Raw genomic sequence first — 23,165 nt, forward strand, 5'->3', positions numbered from 1 at the left:
GGATTCCACAGGATTATAATGTAAGTAGTCTAAATTCTTTTGGATCGCTTTATTGCTCCACAGTTCAATAGGCTTGTTGTGATGCTGCCAGAACTGCATTTTGTTCTGAGTTGTAGCATTTCTTTTTGCTGCCAACTCCATAAACCAAATGTATCTTTCCCTTTTACTTTCTTGTGGATGCCTTTTGATGAGTTCAACCAGTTCTTTTGCTGTTGAGCTTTTAAAGCTTTGTAGCAACCTTTGCGGGTTATTTTCCTTAGCAGAGAATATCAGGTGAATATGGTTGCTCATAATGATCCGGGCTCCCAACACCATTCCTTTTGCTTCAATACAAAATTTTAAATGTTCAACAATACAATCTTTGTAGATTCTTCTGGTAAAAACGCTCAACCAAAAAACTGTGGCGAAACTCACGAAATACTATCCATCAGGATTTTGAAACTTATAATTCCTACTCATAGGAACCTAAAATAACAATCTCTGTCCAATTAAACCACCATGCAAAGCATGGCGGGAACGGAGGGTACTATTCTATTCAATACTATGCCCATAGCCACCTGTGGCATCGTCCAACACTCGTTTAAATCACATTAATCCGCTTCCTAAGAATTAATCTCCAGCCTATCTTGGATTAACGTGGATTTAAACGCTAATTTGTTATCGGCAATCCCTGCCCAGTACAATCATGATCAAGTGGCTTAAGTACATATGGAACGAAACTGGCAAAACTAGTTTCTTGATTCGCTTTCTAATACCAATCTTCGGAGCAATTTTCACATGGCGATTTTTCGGACTAGTCTACGTAAACAACCTTGAACTTTCTGAATTCCAAAAATCAACTGGGACCGTATCCAATATCTGGATCGCAGCTGAAGAAACAATTGGAAGATTCAGCAGAACTGAACACAACCTCAAAATAAAGCTTTCCGACAGTGATGAAGAATTTCGAATCTATGACCGTTTTGAATACAGGTTCGATGAACTCTTTGAAAAATTGCCAATTGGAACAACGGCAACAATTTACCATTTAGACCATGATGAAGCAATGTTCTCAATGTTGAAAGCTGAAGACTTATATCGAATTGACTCGAACGGAGAGACACTCTTCAAATTTGAGTGGATGAAGTATAAGCGAACACGCGATATGAACTCCTTTGCTTTTCTAACTATAGCATGCTGGGCTGCATTTGGAATCTACATCTACCAAGAACGAACTAAGAAAAAGAAAGCCGATAATAGTCGCTAGCACGAATGCGCCAACTGCCACTTTACAAACTTCAGTGCGAACATCCCCTTGTAACCTTGTTACCGCCATGCTTCGCATGGTGGTAAGCGACTGGCTCACACCATTAAATTAACCTCTAGCATTCCCTTTCCTCCAACATAATCAATCGCTGAACTATAAAGATAATGCTCCGGCTCTGCTACCTCTCCAGATTCCACAGGATTATAATGTAAGTAGTCTAAATTCTTTTGGATCGCTTTATTGCTCCACAGTTCAATAGGCTTGTTGTGATGCTGCCAGAACTGCATTTTGTTCTGAGTTGTAGCATTTCTTTTTGCTGCCAACTCCATAAACCAAATGTATCTTTCCCTTTTACTTTCTTGCGGATGCCTTTTGATGAGTTCAATCAGTTCTTTTGCTGTTGAGCTTTTAAAGCTTTGAAGCAACCTTTGCGGGTTATTTTCCTTAGCAGAGAATATCAGGTGAATATGGTTGCTCATAATGATCCAGGCTCCCAGCACCATTCCTTTTTCTTCAATACAAAATTTTAAATGTTCAACAATACAATCTTTGTAGATTCTTCTGGTAAAAACGCTCAACCAATAAACTGTGGCGAAACTCACAAAATACCATCCTTCAGGATTTTGAAACTTATAATTCCTACTCATAGGAACCTAAAATAACTATCTCTGTCCAATTAAACCACCATGCAAAGCATGGCGGGAACGGAGGATAGGGCATGTTAGATTTATTTTTCATCAATTGGAGTTATCGTATATCTAAAATCTTGCATTCGCACATGTGCTTCATTAGCTTTCTTCAAGTCTTCATCAAAAAAGAAGATTATAGGAAGAGTGTCCTCAGGTTTTCCTTTTTTGAGTAGAGTCTTTCTTGGCTGTATAATATTGTTGATCAAATTAGATGCAACATGAGTTAGAGCCATATCTCTTTCAGGGTCAAACTGTTTTGTTAAAAATTCTCTGACACCAGTTTTCTTGTTGTGGCTGTAAATAGTGACAGAATCGTCCATGTCGAATTTAATCTTTTCTTTAAAAGTTTCAGGTTCCGCCAGAATCAGACTTTTCATAAATGGAATGCTCCTTAGTCCATGCTTATAACTGTTCAATTCTTCTCTATTTGACAGTTCCTGAGCGAGTATTCTTAGAGCATCTTCAATGACTGGTAAGCTTTTCTCAACGGACTCAACTATCTCATCTTTCCATAAGCCGAAATAAAAAATATGACGCAAGAAAGGTGCTTTTCGACCATTATTGAAGTTGATGTTTTTTTTAAGCCAATCAAGTTTACTTTTTTCTTTCTTGTTGAATTTTCTGATTTCTTCATAATATGGCTTCTTCTCTACCAGTCGATATATTAGCGTCGCATCATTGATTTGATTTTTTTCATTGGGCAAAAGGCTAAATATTAATTCAAAAAGAGTTTCAATTGACAATAGGAAAGTTAGCCTAATGTCGCCCTTGACACTCCGTAAAAATTCTTCTTTTGACCCATTTACAACAGGTTGAATTAGCTTTTTGATTTCTTCATCAGGTAAGTTGAGTAGAAACCTATTGTTCAGCTGTTTATAATCAAAATGGCTTACTTGAAACCCATGATAAAATTCTTCAGGTCTATACATCATGAGTGGTAGAAATTAAATCTAACGCCAAGCTAGCAGGAGTGCGCCCCGAGCCTAGCAAGTTCCGATAAAACTAATGAATATGCCGGTGCTTCCAAAGTGTGTAAGTGGCACTGCGTTCAGAAAGTCACCCATCCTGCGTAACTCACTCAGCAGATAAACACTCCCTTTCCCAGGGCTGACTTAGTGGTCAAGTTGCAGATAAAATGGCTCGAAAGTAGTATAAAGGCCATTCGTCTCTATCCAATGTTATCTGTCGTCCTTAATTCCCTAAGCGAAAAGGTATCGGTACAGAGATTTTTGATTCGATTAGCCTAGGTTTTTCACCTTCTCGTGCAATTGTTGCAGGAATCCAAGTTGGCGATTTCTTTATAAGTCGAATAGCCTCTTTGTTAAGGAGTTCGCTGGATGACTTTACAACAGTTACTGAGTTTTCGTTAACAGTTCATCAGTGAGAATTTCAAAAGATACAATTACTTTCCCTTCAATACCGGCAGTTCTAGCGGCAATTGGATAATTTAAGTTTTTCAGCAGGTATTTGTAAAATGCTACTTGACCGCCTGGAAACTGGGGAGTGGTTTCCACGTATGTCTCAGAGACAGAGAAAGTATCTGATGGTAAGAGAGAATCTAATTCTACAAAGAGTTTATCCAATTCAGTTGTATCTTCATCTTGTGCATATATGCTACACGTAGAAAGCAAAAGAATCAGTAAAGTGATGAAATTTTTCATTGCGCTGATGCCAGATAACATCCAAATAATAATGCATTTATACACTATAACCTATTGTACCCTTCGAAGGTAATGGTTTTTGAACAATTGCAAGTACCTAAACTATTAAACCAAAGCAGGACCAAACCCGGCCTTGTATACTTCACCTGGGATTAATGTAATCCAGGTAAAGTGCAATTAGGATTATCATTTATCATTGTAAACCATTATTAGAATTAAGTAAAAACCTGTCAAGTAATTTTAGGACGGGTCCATGCACGAGTGTAAAACTCAATTGCACGGGTGTTAAAGTCAATTGTACGGGTGTAAAAGCCGATTGCACGGATGTAAAAGTCAATTGCATGGGTGTAAAAGTCAATTGCACCAGTGTAAAAGACGATTGCATGGGTGTAAAACTCAATTGCACCAGTGTAAAACTCAATTGCACGGGTGTAAGACCTTAATGCACGAGTGTAAGACCTTAATGTACGAGTGTAAGACCTCAATGCACGAGTGTTTACCTCCACTTTGGGATGACCCAAGCCATCCCCCCTACCAGCTCCTAATCAAATGCCACAGTCAGGGCGTCACCCTGGAAGTCTACCGTTTTAGTAGTGCCTCCGATCATTTCTACCTCAAACGTCATTGGCGCCTGAGCCAGGTCCAGGTAGTCACCCGCACCTTTTTGGATGGTCAACGCTTTTTTAGTTTCGTCATACGAAAGCGCTATTTCTGAAAAAGCCCCTTGCTCATAAGCATAGCTCAGGTTGTCGTCATAGTACAGCGTAAATGTGGCATCCGCTCCCGGATAGATTTTGAGTGTGGTAGGTGCGTCTGTCTTCTGAGTGGCATACTGCACCTTCGGGCCAAATGGCACAATGGAGCCCGCTTTCACAAAAAGTGGGGTTTCGTCCAGAGGTGCATCCACAGTAATGTTTTGCGCACCCGATACCTGCTCGCCAGTCCAGTAGTTGTACCAGCTGCCAGCCGGCAAATACAGCGCTTTTTCACGCTCCTGATATTCTGTCACTACACCTACCAGCAGCGACTCACCAAAGAAAAACTGATCTTTGACAGCCCAGGTATTGGGATCGTCCGGATAGTGGTAAGCCAGCGGAGCCATCAGCTGACGGCCATTTTGTGTGATCTGCCATGCCTGCGAGTAGATGTAGGGCATGAGCTGGTAGCGCAGGTCGATAAACTTGCGTGCGGTGTTTTCAAACGCCTCATTGTATCGCCAGATTTCGGTCTCCGACACATAGCCATGGATTCTGAAAATAGGGCTAAAGGTGCCAAATTGAAACCAGCGTGTGAGCAGCTCAATAAACTCCGGGTTGGTATACTGGCTGTCAAAGAGGTTGTTGATGGACTTTGAATCTCTAAAAAACCCACCGATATCATGCGTCCAGTAGGGTACGCCCGCCATGGTGAAGTTGAGGCCGGCGGCTATTTGCTCTTCCAGCTGCTCCCAGGAGGCCTCCGTGTCGCCCGACCAGGACGTAGCCCCATAGCGCTGCTGCCCAGCATATGCCGAACGAGTCAGATTAAATACCCGCTCTTCTGGAAACTCTGCCCGCCTGCCTTCATATACCGCACGGGTCACCTCCAGCGAATAGGTGTTGTGCACCACTTCAAATGGCCCCACTGCTGTCATGGCTTTTGCGTCTTTCACACCTTCCGGCTCGGTACCATCCAGCCAGATGGAGCTTACCCCCCACTGAAACATGGAGTCACTCAGCATCTGGTAAAACCGATCCGCCACACCTTCATCATAGATATCGATGTAATTGCTGCTCGGTATTTTGGTGAGCGCATATTTTTCTTCCAGCCCTTTGTTTTTCACCTCTGGCCAAACGGATACCATCAGCTTCATGTTCAGGTCGTTCACTTCTTTGACCATCGCCTGTGCATCCGGGTATTTGTTGCGATCCCACTCCGGTCCTTTGGTGCCCTTGGGCCAGTAAAACCAATCCTGTACGATGTAGTCTACAGGGATTTCTCTATTGCGCATTTCGCGGGCATTTTCCAATAGCTCCGCCTGATTGTGATACCGCTCTCTACACTGCCAGAAGCCATAAGCTTTCTTGGGAAACAGTGGCGTTTGCCCCGTCAGCACGTGATTTTGGGCAATAACCTCACCAGGGTTTTCTCCGGCAATAAAATAATAGTCGATGCTGCTGCCCACAGCACTGCTAAAGACGGTTTTGTTGTAATCCGGCTCATTGTAAAAAAGCCGGCCGGGAATCCTGGCACCACTGTTTTGAAAAACCACTTTATAGGTTTTGCCTCCTTTGAGGTATTTCCTACCCGAATACCTTCTCGGCATCCAGATGGTAGAGTAGTTGATCACCTCATCGCCATCTATGCTCACGATGATCTCCCCACGCATACGACCGTCATTGTCACTCAAAGCCAGAAAGGTGTATTCTCCTGTTTTCTCGGGTGTAAAAGTCGTTTCGCGGATGTTCTTTTTCTCGGCTTCTTTGCTGGCATAGGCTGCCACATTTTCTTTTTCACCTCCCTCGGGTACCACCTGCTCCTCGCCTCCCGTAGCTACTTCTGCTTTGGTAGCAAACTGTATCTCATGCTGAGGTTCGTTGATATCCGTCAGGCTGTAGTTGTGCCAATAGATTCCATATCCTTTGGTAGACACCAAAAAGGGAATCGCGATCTCCTGGTTGTACTGCTGCAAGCGAATGGGTACATTTTTCCAGTTCATAATGCCGCTCTGAAACTGTCCCAGTCCATACAGTGCCTCCTCTCCTGCCACAAATGCCTGCGACACGTCATTGCCCTCAGCACCCGGTACTATGTAAGTCTGCTCCCGGGTTTCGGCGAGCAGCTCATTACCATCAGCGTCCGCATACCGAATGATCCCAGCGCTGTTCACCACCACTTTCATTTTGGAAGTAGCCAGGGTGAGCGCATCGGCAGATTCGGTCACCTCCCACGCCACGTCCTGTGGCTCCAGCACCGTTACATAGTCGGGCAGCTTGGACTCAGTACCCCTTTGTGGCGTTTTAGTCACATGAATGATGGCTTCATTCATCACGGTAAGCTCTATGGTGAGGCTGTCATGGTAAATAGTAAGCCCATTTTGGCCCTTATTATACTTCAGTGAGTAAGATTGCCCACAGGCGCTGAGCGCCATCAACATACAAATGCCAACAGCAGCACACAGGTTTTTCCAGTTAGGTTTCATGTGAATGGTGTTAAACTCGATAAATGTTTACTCGTCTACTTTCGTCAGACGGTACACTTTAAAGTTGTCCAGGGTCATGTGGTTGTGGACGGTTCGTAGCCCAAAGTGGCCTTCGGTATAAGGGTTGGGGTCACGATAATCGTAGATCAGCTCGCCGTTTCGGTAGTACTGAATGACACCATCGTAGGCCACCAGGCGAATTTGCTTGAGCTGGTTTGGGGTGATCAGGTATTTAGGATCAGAAAGGTCATGTTCCGGGAGCAGCGGCTTTTCGCCATTACCAGAGTACCTTCTAAAGCGGGTCTTGGTATTGAAGTGCCCACCCATGCCCGTGTAGTACAAGCTCAGCGAATTGTAATTGGTAAACTTCCCAGACCGGCTTTCGGAGTTGGCAAAAAGGTTGTCCGGGTTTTCGCTATCAGTAGCCATCCAAAAGCAGTTGAGATCCGATGCCCGGTCATAGATACCGTCTTCTTCCTCGCTCTTGGTAGTATCCTGAAGCACCACCGCATCGTATTCGATCATGATGGGCCCCTCCAGCTTTTCTTTAAACCACACCGTACACCCACGCCAGTCATTTACCTCCAGTTTTCCATCCTTATGGTACACGCTCCCTTTGGGCATTTGCTCCACTTTCCAGTTGGAGATGCCTTCCGAAAAATCGTCACTATGAATCAGCTCCGCTTTCACTTTCAGGTCATCCGTAAGCTGGATGATCCGTGCCTCTTTTTGCTCTTGGCAGCCTATGGCAAAAAGGGCTACCAGGCTCACAGTCAGTGTACAAAATTTTGTTCTCAGCGTTGAATAAGGTGTCATTGCTTTTTTTGGTTTTGACTAAAACGATAAAGTGATTTTTTCTATGATGGGTTTGGAATCGTTTTCGGTAGCATCCGTGATCATTACTTCAAACTGGAATCCGTAGCCTTCGGGCAGGTTGCTTAGGTCCAGGCGGGCGGGTGTTTTGGCTACTTGCTTCGAAAAACCCTCTACGTAATCGTAGGATTCTTTCACAGGTTTCCACGCCGACCAGTAGTCAGCCAGCCCGTCGTTATCCGTATCTATGCCTACGCGGATGTCTACATTTTCCACCCATGGTCCCGGGCTCACAAAATCCAGGCTTTGCTGTGTGGCCAGGTAAAACTGGCCTTCTGCGAACATGATATCCGGATCGGGATGCCCCTGACCGATGTTTCCACAAAAGGTAAAAGGCTCGTTGATATCCGATGAGGTAAACCATGCCACGCTCATGTCCTTGTTGCCATGCCCCTCTGCCGGATCAATATCCCCAAACAAATAATACTGCCCTCCGATGGAGATAGCCGCCCAGTCGCCGAAAGCATGCTGAGCGGGCTCGTGTATTTCATACTTTCCAAAAGCGCGCTTCTGGCCCTTTTTAATCCTATGCTGAGGGACATCCTCTTTAGCTTCCCTGGCGGGAAAGCGATCCGGCGCCTCTGCGTGCCAGTGCGGGTGTGGATATTCGGCAAACTCACCCGTAGGTGTGGTGCGCTCGTCCACGGGAGGGTCCAGAATCTCGAAATCGCCATACCCTTTGGTGCCCACCGCATGCATGGCCAGTGGAGAATCCCACCCGTTTTTGGACGCATCGATGGGTGACCAGTCTTCCAATATAAGATGAAACTTGCCTTGCATATCCCGGATGATGGCACAGTCAGAACCGTGAGAGGGATCCCAAAAAGCCATACCGATGTTTTCGCCAGGCTTTCCATCGGTCAGGTCCTCATCGATGTAGAGGTGTGGATCCTGATCATTGGGAAAGTCATAGTAGAGGTAAAACTTGCCGTCTACATACTCTGCAGAGGTCATCCAGCGTGAAGCATATTCCGATACGGGGCCATGGTGCACCCAGGTTTTCAGGTCTTTGCTCTGCCACGCGTGGTAGCCTCCCAGCGAAGGATTGAGCCCGCCCGGCGCATCGTACTGCTCCGGAAAAGGCGTGGTTTTGAGCGGCACGTCATACCCTTCGAGGGTGACTGGCTTACCTTCAAAGTCTTCCTTTTTCTTTCCTTTTGGAAATTGGTAGCGCCCAAACATCCAGTAGTCGCCTGCTTTGGTGCGCAGCATGATGGGCGCATCTCCCAGGTTGGAGGGCCCGATGTTGGCCACCGGCTGCCAGTTTTGCCATACGGGCGACTGCTCCACCACGATTTCGCTGGCAGCCCGCTTCGTAGCAAACCGCTTGAGCCTGCTGGTGTAAGTAGCCTTCCGGGCTGTAGGCACCGCCGCACCGTTTTCAAAAGTCAGGTTAGTGGTGTTGGCCGCCTGCTCCTGCCACTCGGTTTGTGTAGCGATCACCCAGTCTTGCCCAACCGCAGGGGTGCTGCAGGCCATCACTCCCACGGCCAAAACCATTTTTTGTATCCAATAGCGCTTCATGCTTCGCTTTCTTTTGTTCATTCGTTTTCAGTCCATACATGACTTCCCGCTAGCAGGGCATCATATTCACTTATCAGTAGCTGCTTCATGGCCGTCAGTTTTTCCGGGTTTTTATTAGCCAGATTTTCGCTTTCGCTGATGTCGGCGGTGAGTTTATACAGCTCAAAATCCACCAAATCTGCTTCTTTGATGGTATTGATGTTTCCGGGGTACACGTTGGTATAGCGCTGCAAGTAGCTCGTGTCCGTCTTCAGGCGAGCGAGGATTTTCCAGTCACCATCACGCATGGCCACCCGATGCTCGTTGAGGGCATTGTAAAAAGCCCACACCAAAGGCTTTTCGCGGTTGTAATCTTTAGCCTCTAATAGCGGTACAATAGACTCACCATCCAGCGTGCGGCTGGGCAGCTCGGCACCCGCCAACTCACAGAAGGTAGGCATGAAGTCCAGCGATGACACCACCGCTTCTGAGGTACCTTTCGGTAACGATTTTCCTAGCCAGCTGATGATGCCCGGCACACGAAAGCCCGCCTCGTACGTCCAAAGCTTCATGCCACGCAAGTCTCCCGGCGAGCCGTAGGATCGCTTGGCCCTGTGATAGCGCATGAGCGTTTCCGGACCATTGTCGGAAGTAAACACAATCAGGGTGTTGCCTCCATGCTGCGCTTTGAGGTAATCCACCAAACGGCCTACGGCCAGGTCTACATTTTCTACATTGGCGAAGTATTCCGCTTCTTCCAGTGTGCTGGCCTGTGGACGGTATTTGTCTACCAGATCCTGCGGAGAAGCTACTGGCTCGTGTGGCTCATGAAAAGTAACCTGAAGGTAAAATGGTTGCTCTTTCTTTTGCTGCTGTAGCCAGCTGAGTGCCTCATCTACCACAATCTGGCAGCTGTAGCCTTCGATCTCCCCTACATCTTCGCCATTCCGCACAAAGTTCTTAGGGTTTTCGTGGCTGGGTGCGGCGTTGTTGTGCGTGGCAAACCAGTGGTCAAAGCCAAAGTGATCGGGTGTCGGTTGCTTTTCAGGTTGATTGAAATACGAGCTGCAGTGCCACTTCCCGGAAAGACACGTGGCATAGCCTACGGATTTCAGCCTTGCCGGGATCGTTTCTTCATGAGCCTGCAGGTGCACCATGTACCTTAGGTTTTCGGTTTTCTTTGGTCCGGGTATAAAGTCATAAATCCCCGCACGATTTGGGCTCCTGCCCGTAAGAAGTCCTGCTCTGGACGGAGAACACACCGGTGCTGCTGAGTAAAAGCTGGTAAATTTCATTCCTTCTTCAGCCAGCTGATCCAGATTGGGCGTTTGGATCACGGGGTGTCCATAAGATGACAGGTCTCCATAGCCCAGGTCATCACATAGTATCACTACGATATTGGGTTGCTCGTTGCCCTCCTGGCAAGCCACAAATGCCATGGCCCACACCAGCAATATTCCTATTCTAAACATTTTCATTTTCACTACTTAGTCGTTTCTACTCTACTTGAATTCAATGTTTTTTACAAACTCATTGGCCTTCACCTGATCAGCCTCCACTACTTTTCCATCCAGCACCACATTATCAAAAACCACACCCTCTACGGTGTGCGTAGCATCAAAGCCCGTGAGCAACATGCTGGCATGGTCACGGATGATGTAGGGTTTCCAGTCAGGCCCATCCTGAAATCCCGTGAGCGTGGTATCTATCGGTGCTGAGGTGGCAAAAATATCTTTAAACACCACATTGCGCACATTTCCCCGTTCCACTGATTCTGTCCAGCGGGTCTTCCCGATCCAGCAAGATATCAGTCTGCGCGCTTCTTCTACCCGGATGTTTTCAAAATACACATCCCGGATCATGGCATCATCGCAATGATAAACCCGCAGCGCCGTTTCGCGCCCCACATCGTGGATCACGTCACAGTCCTCGAAGCGTACGTTGGTCACATCTTCGTGAATTTCCGCACCGATGCTAAACGCATGTGCCAACTCGTTCCACACCACACATTTACGGGTGTGGATGTTGCGCACGGCTCCTTTGCCGTCAAAAGACTTGATCACCACCGCATCGTCCAGCGTTCGCATAAAGCAGTTTTCCACCAAAGCATTGCGGCTATTGGAGAGATCTACTCCGTCAGAGTTTCCACGCCAGCCGATGATTTTCACATTGTCTACATGAATGTCTTCTGATGCCTGGATCGGGATGGTCCAGTGGCTGGGATCTACGATTGTTACGCCTTCAATTTTCAGGTTTTGAGTGTGCTGAGCAAAAATGGTATAGCGCCGCTTTTTCTTGTGGATCCCCGATTGATCAATGATACCACGACCTCTCACGGTGATGTTTTTGCCTTCCAGCAAAAAGGTAGGCGGACGTTGGTTTTGGCCGATCAAATGCTCCAGCTCCTGTTCATCGGTAGCTGTACCACAGCGCAGGTAGGCACCCCCGGCAATATAAACCGTAGTACCATCTTCCACTGCCACATGCGTCACATCATGTACACCCGGTCCGAAATACACCACATTCGGATCGTCAGGATTCGGGATGTTCTCCTCGAATGGATTGGCGAAAATATGGAGCGATTCGTGCCAGTCACCATTTACTTCTATGGTCAGTTGACGTGGCTTTTCCAGCGTAAGTGTAATTTGCTTTCCCTCTACCTCAGGCACAATACCATAGGATGTAGGCAACACTTTCACTTCCTGAACTTGCTCCGGATAGGTGACCGTTACCATTACTTTTCCATTCATATCAAACGACGCATAAGAAGCAAAGCCAAATTCGGATCGCGAGTGATTGAGCCGTGGGATCGGGCTTTTCGGTGGTATTTTGGTTTGGTATACGGGTACCACTTGCCCATTAGCCGTTACGGCATAGGCCGTAGACTGCTCAATTCCTTCTGGCGCGGGGTAGACTTTTACCACTTTTTGCTCTGCAGCTTTTGGCGTACATGCCACCATTAATAGCATCACTGCCGTCAATACGCACATGGTTTTGTTCATCGCTTTTTGCATCAGTTTTTTGCCTGTGTTTGGTTCCAAAGTCTGTAGGGATCGTCGTGCAGTTTCATTTGCTCCAGTAGCAAAGCCTCCATCTCGGCCAGCTGATTTGCATATTTCGGATTTTCGGCCAGGTCTGTGAGCAACTCTTCTTCTTTCTGGTGTTCTGGAAGATACTCCAGCGGATTTTCAGCCAAGTTAAACAGCTGCGTTTCCTGCACTGCACCGTCCAGCACATCGTATTTGATGAGCTTCCAGTCCCCTTTTCGCACGGTGCGCATGCCCGGCTTGGTACCACCGCAGTACACGGCATACTGCACGTCACGAATGACTTGCTGCTCACCGGTCAGCACCGGCTTGAAGCTCTGGCCCTCTACGGTCTCCGGCACACGAATGCCCGCCAGCTCACATAGCGTAGGCAGCACATCTAGCAGGTAGATGTTGCCCGCCACCCGCTTGCCAGCCTGTACGCCCGGGCCCTTTACGATAAAAGGCACCCGCCACGTGTGCTCATACAGGTTTTGCTTGCCCTGAAGGCCATGCCTCCCGATGGCCATGCCATGGTCTGACGTATAGATGATGTAGGTATTGTCCAGCTCGCCCATGGCTTCCAGCCGATCCAGTACCCTTCCCAGCTGAATGTCAATGTTTTCTGAGCACGCAAACTCCCGTCCCAGCTCATTGCGAATGGTGTTTTCGTCTCTGCGCTTCCAAACCCCTTTTACCCGGTCTTCATCTCGCAGGTTGGGGTGTCCGTGGTGAAAAGGATGCGCCGACAAGTAGTTTTCTGGTATCGCAGGCTGCTTTGGATGGAGCGGCGGCACCGTGTCTTTGGTCACCTCATTGGTAGCGCCATATTTCTCCAGTAGCTCCGGTGTACCATTCCGTGGATCATGTGGGTGTGAAAATCCCAAATAAATAAAAAACGGATCTTTTTGCTGAGCAGACGCTCGCTGGCCTAAATAGTCCAGCACCTGCTCGGCATGCCAGGCACTGCCTGTCTCAGCTGTACCACCGCGTTTGGTTTTGTCTTTGATGATCGAAAACTGGCGGTTGGCTCCCGGATACGAGTTGTTGGCCTTGCAGGTACGCATGGTACTGTAGCCCGCCCGGTTGAAAATAGCGGGCATGCTCATAGTGTCCAGCGGATGGAAGTCCGTTTGCTTTTGAAACTCCGCACTAGGTGGCAGGTGCCAAAGGGTGCGCCCGGTCATGATCATGTGCCGTGATGGTGTGCACACTGCTCCGTTCATACTCCCCATGTGTCGTGCACTTTCAAACACCATTCCTTCACGAGCCAGTCTGTCGATCACTGGGGTTTCCAAAATGGATTTGGCATTGTATACCTGCAAATCATACGGCGATTGGTCATCCACCAGTACAAAAAGAAAGTTTGGACGCCTGGCCTCTTCCTGGCAGCTGGTGCCGAGCATGGCCACCGCCAGTAATACTACCTGAAACAGAATTCCTTTCAATCGTATCATTAGCATCTTTATCGTATTAATCGAGGAGCACATCATTTCCTGCAGGATAGGTTTTCGCTTTTCCTTTTTTCAATCGAATGATTACAGGCTGGTCGGCGCTGTAGTATACCTGATCTCCTTCAAAACGCAGAGAGGCACTTACGCTTCCTGATACCGCTTCCAGGCTCACTTTGTCATGCTTGAGTTTTTGGCCATGGCCCAGATACAAATACTCCAGGTCCTCCCCTTTTAGTGAAATCACTCCAAATACGCCCTGAAATTCACCGGACTTGCCTGTCTTAAAGACAGCATCCTCAGTAGCGTTGTAGATCAGCTGCGTTGAGTTACCCGATTTTACCCGAAGGCTTACGAGATCGTCATGCAGGTTTAGTTTTTCTATGGATTCTACCGATTTCTCCTTACCCTCATAGGCTTCAAATACCGCTACAAAAGGATTTTCAGCGCCATTGTTGTCCGTCTGTCTTACCAGCAAGGTAGGTGTGGTCTGCGGTGCTTTGTTGACCTGCCCGGGCGTTACGTCGTGACGTAGCGTGGTATGCGGTGCCTCCATCTGGTAGAGGGTACGCCCTTTTTGGCCAGCCATCCACATATAGGAGTTCAGTGCTGGGCTCACCTTGTTGATGGTCCAGATAGCCTGAAAGTCCCCCTGATGCGCTGTAGCACGAATGTTTTCGAAGAACGAATACGCATCGTGTGGAGGGTTGGCAATATCCGCGTCGGCCAATTGCAGCGGCTGCCCGGTTTCATCCATCAGCACCATTTCATCTCCCAGGTTGTGGTGCAGGTAGTCGTTTTCTTCGAGATCTGACCGGAATATGTCCACATAATAGCCAGAAGAAGGCGATGTGCGAATCATGGCAATCAACCTACGTTTTTCATCTGCAGAAACATCGGCAAACGAGCAGTTTTCGTTAATCACCACATCGTTGTAAAACTGTCCTTTAGGCACTTCCGGGTCCATGGCGTTGATGGTAATCTCCCCTTTGGCATAACCCTGAACGATGGTATTGCTGGCTACGGGACCGCTATAGTAGTGCATGTCTGGTGTCCAGTAAGACTCATATCCGGCACCATCAGGAGCGAGTGCCCAGCCTTTGCCGTAAAACTGCCAGGCAAGCCCATTGGCGGAGAGGTGGCTTCCTTTCATGCCTCCATAGAGGGTAAACATCATGCCATTATTCTCATCATTGCCATTGCGCATGATGAGGTGACGATGAAAGGGTGAGTATGCAGCTCTGTTGTAGGGCAGTGTGCTGTTATCAGTTTGTAAAGATTGGTTGAGAATGAGATCTTCCCAGCTTGCTTCGTTGCGATCGTACTGACCAGAGCGGATGCCCTTATTGATCACTGCTTCAATCTTTGCGGCATCTGCGTCATTCCCTTCCCATCGGTAGTAGGTAAGCAAACGCTCAAACACTTCAAAGTCCAGAGGACCTCCACGCATATCGCCAAACACCACCAGATTGCCTCGCGCATCCAGCCAGCCCAGATTGGCCATGGCTGCTTTTTGGATCATGGGATTGTCACCGATAGTGTTAACCCCAGCGCGGTAGAGCGGCATAGCCATCTCCAGCAAGGCACCAATCATACCCGAAGCATAGCCCGGTGATTCGGGCCAAAGCCCCGTGTCTTTGTCGTAGTTTTCGATGATTTTAGGGAGGGCCGCATGGTGCTTGCGCGAAATCTCGGTGTAGTAAGGAATGTAGTGTTCGCGCCCTTTACCATCTTCATAATAGTCATTGGACTCCAGTACGAGAATGCTCGGGATGATGTGTCGGTAGCGGTTGACGTTCCAGTTGCCTTTGGCACCACCGCGCACCAGTCCTATTTCGATAAATCGTTTAAATACAGTACCTGCCAGGTCCGTGGCAGACATGTCCAACTGCTGCAAATGGGCATGCGGATTGGCATTCATGTAATCATGCAAAAAGTCGTAGGCCTTGGCTGCCGGCTCCTGACGATCATCGTGGATGACTTCATAATCATAGTAGCCCATAATGCCACCTGGGGCATAGCCTCCAGGACCTTTGGTAGACTCTGAAGGATCTAGCGGTGGCTCCATGTAGTAGGTGCCCAGCAGCCAGGTCCAAAGGATATCAGAAGAGAATTTGGCATATTTTTCTTCCTTCGTGATGAAGTAGGCAAAGGCTGCTTTTTCTGCCAGCTTCAATATCTCCATGTTGTTTTGGCGGATCATGTGACCGGATTCCTTGTAAGGCACCAGCACTGGTGTAGGGTCTCCGGATGATCGGCTTACGCCCCACATGTCTCCCGTTTCATTGTATGGGGTGCGGTCTTCGAGCGGCCCATTGTAGTAGTCGTTCCACTTGCGCATGCCCGGTAGCCGTACCGTGGGCACGGGAGCGTTACCCTCGCCATAGTCCCAATCCTGCCCGGCGATGTAGCACTGGGTGTAGCGTTCACCATCTTTCCAGTACATGGCAAGCCGCGATACGATCCATTCAGGATCTGACTGATGTCTGTCTACGTGGGGGTTGATTTCTTCCAGTAGGGCCTCCCAGCTCTGCCTGGCCCAAGATTCGTTTTGTATTTTTTCGATCAACTCCTCCCGGTTTTCTGTACTGGTATAGAGTACCGGGTGATTCGTATTGGATTGGGCTGTGAGCGAAATGCTGCCCAGCATTACTACTAACAGGCAAAAAATTCGAGTCATATATTCTATCAATCGTTGGGAAAATTTATGATCGCAATATCGAATAAGCGCCTGGCAATGTATATCAATTATGATTCGCGAAGGATGAATTATGATTCATATCGCTGACTCACCAACTGACTACCCACACATTGCCAGGCGCACTATATTCACAGGTATTGATAAATACCGGTTAAGCTAAGCTATTTCTTAATCACTTTGAAGCTCTCCATGGTTTCCGGTCCTTGCAAAGTAATCATGTAGACTCCCGGAGCTAACCATGACAGGTCAATAGCGACCTGCTTGCTATGCTGTGGAAGTGGTTTTTCCAGGAGAACTTTTCCGCCCAGGTTTTGAATTTTCCATGAGCTCAAAGTGGCTGACGACTGATCGATGGTCAGCGTACCCACCACAGGATTGGGATATACCTGCACGGACAGTGCACTGGTATTTAAGATAATAAAATCTGACTCCAAATCTGTGGTGTCTGCGTTATCAAACCTCCATTGTTGGTTTTCGCTGGCAAGGTTCAGGTAGTCCAGGTATACATTGTCCCCATTCAGTCGGCCATCACCTGCATCGATGACTAGCTCAGAGTCTTTGCGCAATAGCGTGTAATAGTCATCACCTCGCACCATTTTCACCCACTGCTGACCTGGAGCTTCCTCACTACATGGCTCCAGAGTAAGGTCTGTACCGCTTTCTGTTCCTGTGCCTCCATCCAGGCACAGGTTGGTGTTTGCTTTTTGGTAAGCGTAATAGCCTCCTGGTCTGGGCAGTTCTATCCAGGTACGATTTTCATGATTGGAAACCTTGTGAAGCTGTACGGAGAATCCAGCCGAAGCGTCATATGACCCACCATCTATGGCATAAAACTTAGCACTGCGCTTCACCATCTGATAAGCACCCCCATCACTGGGAGCTTCTCCAGCAAACACTTCTACTTCTGCCAATGTCAGCTGTCCGGATTCGTTGAGCTCTACTTTTACCAAGCTTCCTTTGCTCCCCTGTGCATCCAGTGTGAGCGAAGCCCCGTCCAGTGCTTCTATGTTTTGGCTAAAGGTAATTTCGCCGTTTGCTTTCATGATACTCACATTGAAATTAGCCAGGCGATCAGCACAGCAGGCATCCGTACGGTTGTATATTTTGATTTGCCCCAGAGTGTAATCTTTATCTAAGTAGACTTTCCACCAGGCATTGCGCTGATCACTGGTGTGCGTCACTGAGTTTTTCGAGTACGCTCCGTCTGTATTGCCGTCTACTGCCCGCGATGACACACCACCGTGCGCTGTAGAAGATTGTGCCGTTTCGCGCATATAGGCAAGGTTTGGGATGTCCTCAAATGGGATTCCATAAACGGTCAGTGCTGTTTTGGCAAGAGCGTTGCTTTCATAAGACACTTCGAAGGTAGCATCACCATTTTTTTGTACTTGTACCACTTCCAGCTGATGGTAGCCTGCTTCCAGGCATATTTCACCCGAAACTTCAGCCAAAGAACTTGCACTTTCACTCAGGATCACTTCTTCGTCTCCTATGGTGAGTGCTGCAGCATCATCGGAGTTGATGTAAAAGGTATAACGACCTGTGGCTGGTGCATGCACATAGCCATTGAACACCACAGCAAAAGCCGCCATGCTGTCTGCTGCAGAGTGTGACAAGTCCGCTACAAGACCTGAAGCCACAGGCTCCTCATCCTGAAGGTCAGGCAGCGTGCTCCAGTCGCCCTGATAGAGTTGGTAGTTGATGCCTGAGGTGGCCAGAGTGGGTAGCTCCACACCTACTTCGTTGATGCAGGCTGTGTCACAGGAAACCAGTTTTACTGAATTGTTTTGTCCATTGTCTGTGATGGTACCACAAGACTGCCCGGATATGTTGTCACTATCACTGGTAAGCTCCACCGGGTAGCCGGTAAGGTTTTGGATTGTCACATTGGTAGGTGAATGGTTGTTTTGCGAAGGGTTGCTTCCCTCCAGCAGTCGGATGTTTTTCAAAAACCCACCAAATTGTATTTTTAGATCTGGGTTGGCGTCTTCCGGATTGCCTTTAAACACCAGGTTGTGACCACTACCACCGACGTACGCCACTACACCTGCACCATTGTAATATTCTTCACTAGGCGGCAGAATGGTAATCTCAGCATTGTAATTTTTGTCTGAGTCGTAAGTGCTTTTGTAAACAGGACCATATACCACGTCTGCACTACAGTTGGTCACCGTGCCACTTCCTATCGAAAAGCCGTTTTCACAGGCAATAGCCGTACACCCATCTACATATTTGGTACCGGAAGCATGCGCTAGTGTTACGCCTGTTCGCATGTATTTGATCGTACAGTTTTTTACCGTGGGGTTTGATGTCCCTCTTTGGTATTCTACACTATCTATGATGGTACGGCCGGCATTGTAAGCACGGATGCCCGCCTCGCCAAGACTCAGCATATAGCCCGCTGGCAAGCGATAGCCCCATACCGTCATAAAGTCCACTTTGTCAGCTGGGGAACCTGTGCCTTCTTCCAGCAACATGTCATCTGTAGATCTCACTTCACCTTCCACGTAGCAGCCTTCAATGATCGGGTTGCTAGCAGCCTGCATGAAGATACAGTGTCCGTAGGATTTGTGAATAAACGTACAGTTTTTCACGTGATTGGACTCCCCTCGCACCAGGCATGCACTGTGTTTGCGGTGACCGATCACTGATTTTCCGCCTTTACCGAAAACATCACCATAGCCATATGGGTAAGACCCTTTGATGGTTACATGAAAACCTTCGATGCGGTTTCGTGCGCCATCCAAACAAATGTTTTGAGCTCGCTTGGCCGGAGCATCATCTACCGAGCCATCATCGATCATGGTCAGGTTTTTCAAGACATTGTCATTGCCTATTACCTGTATTTCCCGCACTTCATAACCGCCAAATGCTTTGAATACTCCAGTTTGGATTTTGAGGGTAACGTCTGTAAAATCATAAGTACTGTTGTTGCCCTGAAACAATAACAACACTTTTACATGCGCTCCACCAACATGTGTGGTAGACGTATACTTGTCGTTTTCGATATCTTCTACCGTAATGGTATAGGTACCGGGTGCCATTTTTACGTGTGTATTGCTTTCCTTTAGATAGGGCTGCAGTTCTTCCAGCGAATTTACCGTAACCTGAGCGGTGGCTCCCAGTCCCACCAGCATCAATGCCGTGTAAATAATCAATCCGTACAATCGCTTCATATTCTCCATTTTCAATTCCAAATCTTTAAACTCGTACTAAACACCAAAAAAGGGTGAAGTCTATACACCTCACCCTTTTTTGCAATTCAGTTATTAAAACTCACTAACCAATCTTAGTGATTTTCAGCGAAGGCTTTGAGGTCTTCTACTGTTTTGAATGTTCTCACCCAATCGGCTCCCCAAACGATTTCTCTATCGATATCTTCTTGAGGAAGCGTATTCCACTGGAAGCCAAAGCTATCCCACACGATCAGGCCATCTTCATTGAAGTCAGCAGGGTCAGCGTACTCACCATGTGCCGGGCTCGAGCAATCCCAGTAAAGAATCTTGCCATCGTCCAGATAATTAGCTGTTTCCTCTCCCGTATCTCGGATTTGGTGTCCACCGTTTTCACCTTTTACGTCTCTAAAGTATCTGCGGAACACTCCTGATTCAGGCTTGTCTACCAGACGGATTGCATAGATCGGATACTCAGGGCTATATACCCATGGCTCACGGTATCCAGGATCTCCAGGCTGAGCACCGTTGGTACCAGGACTGGTATAGCGGAACATGTGATAAAAGCCTGCTCTATTGGTTCCTGCAGGTTTGGTGATGATCACTTTACCATCTTCCTGCACTTCACCGTCCGACTGGTGATCTGTCCAATCCAACAATAGCGGATCAGTTGTTTCCAGGTCAAACTCGTAATAGTGTTCACCAGCATCCAGATTGTTTTCTACGTGCTCTTCGAGCAGTTCCATGGTTTCGGCAGAGATGATGTAGTCTACGCTATACTCCGTCTCGTTAGATCTGTTTTCTATTTTGAAGCCAAGGCTCTCGAAGAATGTAGGATCGTCCATAGACATGGTAGTCGTATTTCCACTGTCATCCACAAAACCTGCCGTAGTGAGGTCCCAGTAGAATACGTTGCCATGAAGTATACCAGTGTACTGATTTACATCGCCACCAAATACTCCAAACTCTGAAACCAAAGACAAATCAAAATCACCTAATCTGGTCATACGAATGGCCAGGTAAGGGAATGAACTTGCAGCGATAGCTACATAGCTTTCAGACTGTAGTGTAGACGATTTGGTACCATCGGCAAAAGCAACCGTCAGACGGCCGTCAGCCACGGTGGCCGTTCCACCTTGCTGAGGTTTCCAGTTTCCATCATCAGAAGAAAATCCCTCATCTACTCCAACAAATGGATACGTAAACGTAGGTCCTGCAATGGTTTCAGGCTCCACATTAAGCGTAATGGCACCTGTGATACCGCCCACTGGAATCTCCACTTCGATTTTTGTGTCTGCTACAGTAAGTACCGTAGCACTTACAGGTGCATCGATTCCGGTAAACTCCACTGAAACGTCTTCTTTTACCGTACCAAAGTTTTGGCCATAAATGGTCATTGTTCCACCCGGAGCACCCGATTCTGGTGAGATAGAATCAATAGCTGCGCTAGGCAACACCGTGAAAGCATCTTCGCCGAAAGACTTTTCGTGCGTCCACACCTTAACTTTAACTTCTCCAGATACTGCACCCTGAGGCACTCGCACCTGAATCTCCTCATCAGCAATGCTTTCGATCCCTGTGGCCTCTACTCCACCAAAGGTTACGGTAGCTGCTTTATCAAAATCACCAAAATTGGAACCAGTGATCGTCACCAGTGTATTTGGCTTACCTGATTTTGGTGAAAAGTCAGCAATAGCTATTTCTGGATACTCGCGTACTTTGGGCATTTCAGGCTCAAACCCACACCCAACGTATATTCCTGCAACCAGCACCATAAAGATGCCGGTTACCATATTCTTTATTGAAATGTTCTTCATGTTTTTTCCTTTAAAATTTGAGTCAAACAATTACCACTCAGGATTTTGCAGCAGCTCAGAAGTGAGTTGCAGTGCCTCCAAAGGAATGGAAAACAAGTAATTCTTTCTGGTAAAGTTTCTCACTGAATGATGATCCAACACCACAGTCTCGAGCTGAGAACCGTCACCTACTGTGATCTCCTCTGCCGGGAATAGATAATAGTCAGGACTGTAAAGGCTGGCATCCGTCTCATACACGGTACCTTCGATCACCGGACCATAGATGGTTTCACTCAATACTTCCTCCGCAATAGCCCAACGCTTAAGGTCGAGGTAACGGCTGTTTTCTGCATACAGCTCGATAGTACGCTCTCTGCGGATCTCCTCCAGCATGTCCAGTCCATTGGCAGTCACCAGTGCATTGGTTAGTGGAGCTATTCCAGCTCTTTCTCTAGTCTTGTTGATCGAGTAGTTGAGGTCTGCATCACTCAGTGACCCATCACGCTCAAACTTCGCCTCCGCATAAATCAATAGCAATTCTGCTAGTCTCATATACGGGAAGTTTTGGGACTCCTGACCCTGTGCCCGGTAATTCGGGTAGTCGAAAGCCTTGTGCTTTTGTGCCTGTATACCCACACCGGCATTGGAGCCAGACTGAGCATTGAGAGCTGGTGAACCATTCTCAGGTATGTTTCCAAAGTAAGACTGCATTCTAAAGTCTCTATTTTGCAGTTCATCATACACAGTGTTATACCCTTGAAACTGTGAAGACTGAGAAATCGGAAGACCGTCTCTACACAAGAACATGTCGAGCATTTTTCTACTAGGAGCAATACGTCCCTGCACTACGTGGCTGATGTTTCCACCTGATCTACGCAAGTCAAAATCGTAGATTCCCTGAATGATAAACTCGCGGTTTGAAGACTTGGTAAGTCCAGCCGGGTTTGAGCCATCCCCATCGATATTAAACAGGTAATAATTACTCATGTTGTTGAGCTCATCGTTATGGTTCCACAGTTCGTAAGGGCCATTATCGATCACATCTGTAGCCAGCTCGATCGCCGTGCTAAGCATCTCATCGATAGAAGGATAGCCTTCGGGCTTAGCCGAACCGGCACCTACTGTTACGCCATCACCATCGGTAGTAGTACCTACATACTTCTCCCAGGTAGCTTCAAAAAGCATCAGTCTCGCCTTGAGGGCTTTTGCTCCTTCTTTGCTGATTTTACCTTTTTCTCCATCGCTGATTTCAGCTTCGAAAGGCAGGTTTTCGATAGCGGCATCCAGGTCCGCAACGATCTGCGCCACTACTTCGTATCGGCTGTTTCGCACACCTGTATGCAGCAACTCATCATCCAAATCATATACCTGCAATGCAAGTGGTACTCCACCGAATCGCGTAAGCAACTCATAGTGGTGGTATGCTCTGAAGAAGTAACCTGTAGCGAGGTAAGGCGCTATTTCTGACTGGTCGCCAGTGTATTCTTCTCCTTTTTTGATGATCATGTTGGCATCTCTCAGGAAGTAGTAGTGACTCTTCCAATAAGGATCTGAATTAGATACAGTCAGTGTACCACGACCTTCGTCCTGCGCAAGGGCAGTGAGGTCTGTGCCAAAATCCATCCAGTCAGCAAAGGCTGTACGGTATTCATTCGGAAGTCCTGCTCCTTTGATTGCGCTCCAGCCTACCAGGTTGGTATGTAGCTGATTGGAAGCATACTCAAAATGCTCAGGTGTAGTAAAATAGACTGCCTCGGTTATCGAATCCTGAGGATCAAGATCAATAAATCGGTCCTGACAGCCGGCTGCTAATGCTAGCACGCCAGCCAACGCTATATTTCTTATATTTTTCATTTTTCTTAGTC

15 protein-coding genes are annotated in these 23,165 nt (G+C 47.5%); 1 reads left to right on the top strand and 14 read right to left on the bottom strand.

Annotation, left to right across the window (positions count from 1 at the left end; genetic code table 11):
• On the bottom strand, positions 1 to 414 hold a 414-nt coding region (locus tag C7460_RS02630), incomplete at its 3' end, for a transposase (RefSeq protein WP_115866529.1).
• A gap of 271 nt (positions 415 to 685) precedes the next feature.
• Here C7460_RS02630 and C7460_RS02635 point away from each other — a divergent pair.
• Entirely contained in the window at positions 686 to 1,246 is a 561-nt protein-coding gene (locus tag C7460_RS02635; RefSeq protein WP_115866530.1) for a hypothetical protein, read from the top strand.
• Positions 1,247 to 1,341: 95 nt separating this feature from the next.
• Here C7460_RS02635 and C7460_RS02640 read toward each other — a convergent pair whose 3' ends face one another.
• The 13 genes from C7460_RS02640 to C7460_RS02700 form a co-directional block, all read right to left on the bottom strand.
• Positions 1,342 to 1,893: a transposase gene (locus C7460_RS02640; protein ID WP_115866531.1), complete on the bottom strand. Its 552-nt coding sequence runs from the start codon at positions 1,891 to 1,893 to the stop codon at positions 1,342 to 1,344.
• Between the two features lie 80 nt (positions 1,894 to 1,973).
• Entirely contained in the window at positions 1,974 to 2,867 is an 894-nt protein-coding gene (locus C7460_RS02645; RefSeq protein ID WP_115866532.1) for a hypothetical protein, read from the bottom strand.
• A 420-nt stretch (positions 2,868 to 3,287) separates the two neighbouring features.
• Positions 3,288 to 3,596 carry an energy transducer TonB gene (locus C7460_RS02650; RefSeq protein ID WP_115866533.1) on the bottom strand — a complete coding sequence of 103 codons (309 nt, stop codon included), beginning with the start codon at positions 3,594 to 3,596 and terminating at the stop codon, positions 3,288 to 3,290.
• A gap of 541 nt (positions 3,597 to 4,137) precedes the next feature.
• Complete coding sequence (locus tag C7460_RS02655) at positions 4,138 to 6,777, bottom strand: glycoside hydrolase family 31 protein (protein WP_115866534.1); 2,640 nt, start codon at positions 6,775 to 6,777, stop codon at positions 4,138 to 4,140.
• Between the two features lie 27 nt (positions 6,778 to 6,804).
• Positions 6,805 to 7,593, bottom strand: coding sequence for a DUF6250 domain-containing protein (locus tag C7460_RS02660; protein ID WP_115866535.1), 789 nt, complete (start codon positions 7,591 to 7,593; stop codon positions 6,805 to 6,807).
• A gap of 18 nt (positions 7,594 to 7,611) precedes the next feature.
• Entirely contained in the window at positions 7,612 to 9,174 is a 1,563-nt protein-coding gene (locus C7460_RS02665; RefSeq protein ID WP_115866764.1) for a hypothetical protein, read from the bottom strand.
• A 17-nt stretch (positions 9,175 to 9,191) separates the two neighbouring features.
• On the bottom strand, positions 9,192 to 10,631 hold the full coding sequence (locus tag C7460_RS02670; RefSeq protein WP_115866536.1) for a sulfatase-like hydrolase/transferase: 1,440 nt from the start codon (positions 10,629 to 10,631) through the stop codon (positions 9,192 to 9,194).
• A 24-nt stretch (positions 10,632 to 10,655) separates the two neighbouring features.
• Entirely contained in the window at positions 10,656 to 12,194 is a 1,539-nt protein-coding gene (locus tag C7460_RS02675) for a glycosyl hydrolase family 28 protein (protein ID WP_221409431.1), read from the bottom strand.
• Positions 12,167 to 13,636, bottom strand: coding sequence for a sulfatase-like hydrolase/transferase (locus tag C7460_RS02680; RefSeq protein WP_115866538.1), 1,470 nt, complete (start codon positions 13,634 to 13,636; stop codon positions 12,167 to 12,169). The genes C7460_RS02675 and C7460_RS02680 overlap by 28 nt, the downstream gene beginning before the upstream one ends.
• Positions 13,637 to 13,652: 16 nt before the next feature.
• Positions 13,653 to 16,310: a hypothetical protein gene (locus tag C7460_RS02685; RefSeq protein ID WP_147302833.1), complete on the bottom strand. Its 2,658-nt coding sequence runs from the start codon at positions 16,308 to 16,310 to the stop codon at positions 13,653 to 13,655.
• Positions 16,311 to 16,492: 182 nt separating this feature from the next.
• Complete coding sequence (locus tag C7460_RS02690) at positions 16,493 to 19,507, bottom strand: RICIN domain-containing protein (RefSeq protein WP_170147857.1); 3,015 nt, start codon at positions 19,505 to 19,507, stop codon at positions 16,493 to 16,495.
• 113 nt (positions 19,508 to 19,620) lie between these two features.
• A complete protein-coding gene (locus tag C7460_RS02695; RefSeq protein ID WP_147302834.1) occupies positions 19,621 to 21,321 on the bottom strand; it encodes an IPT/TIG domain-containing protein in 1,701 nt (566 codons plus the stop codon).
• A 30-nt stretch (positions 21,322 to 21,351) separates the two neighbouring features.
• Positions 21,352 to 23,154, bottom strand: a complete 1,803-nt coding sequence (locus tag C7460_RS02700) for a RagB/SusD family nutrient uptake outer membrane protein (RefSeq protein WP_115866542.1) — start codon at positions 23,152 to 23,154, stop codon at positions 21,352 to 21,354.
• Positions 23,155 to 23,165 lie beyond the last annotated feature (11 nt).

This window comes from Marinoscillum furvescens DSM 4134, from assembly GCF_003386095.1.
Classification (GTDB): Bacteria; Bacteroidota; Bacteroidia; order Cytophagales; family Cyclobacteriaceae; genus Marinoscillum; species Marinoscillum furvescens.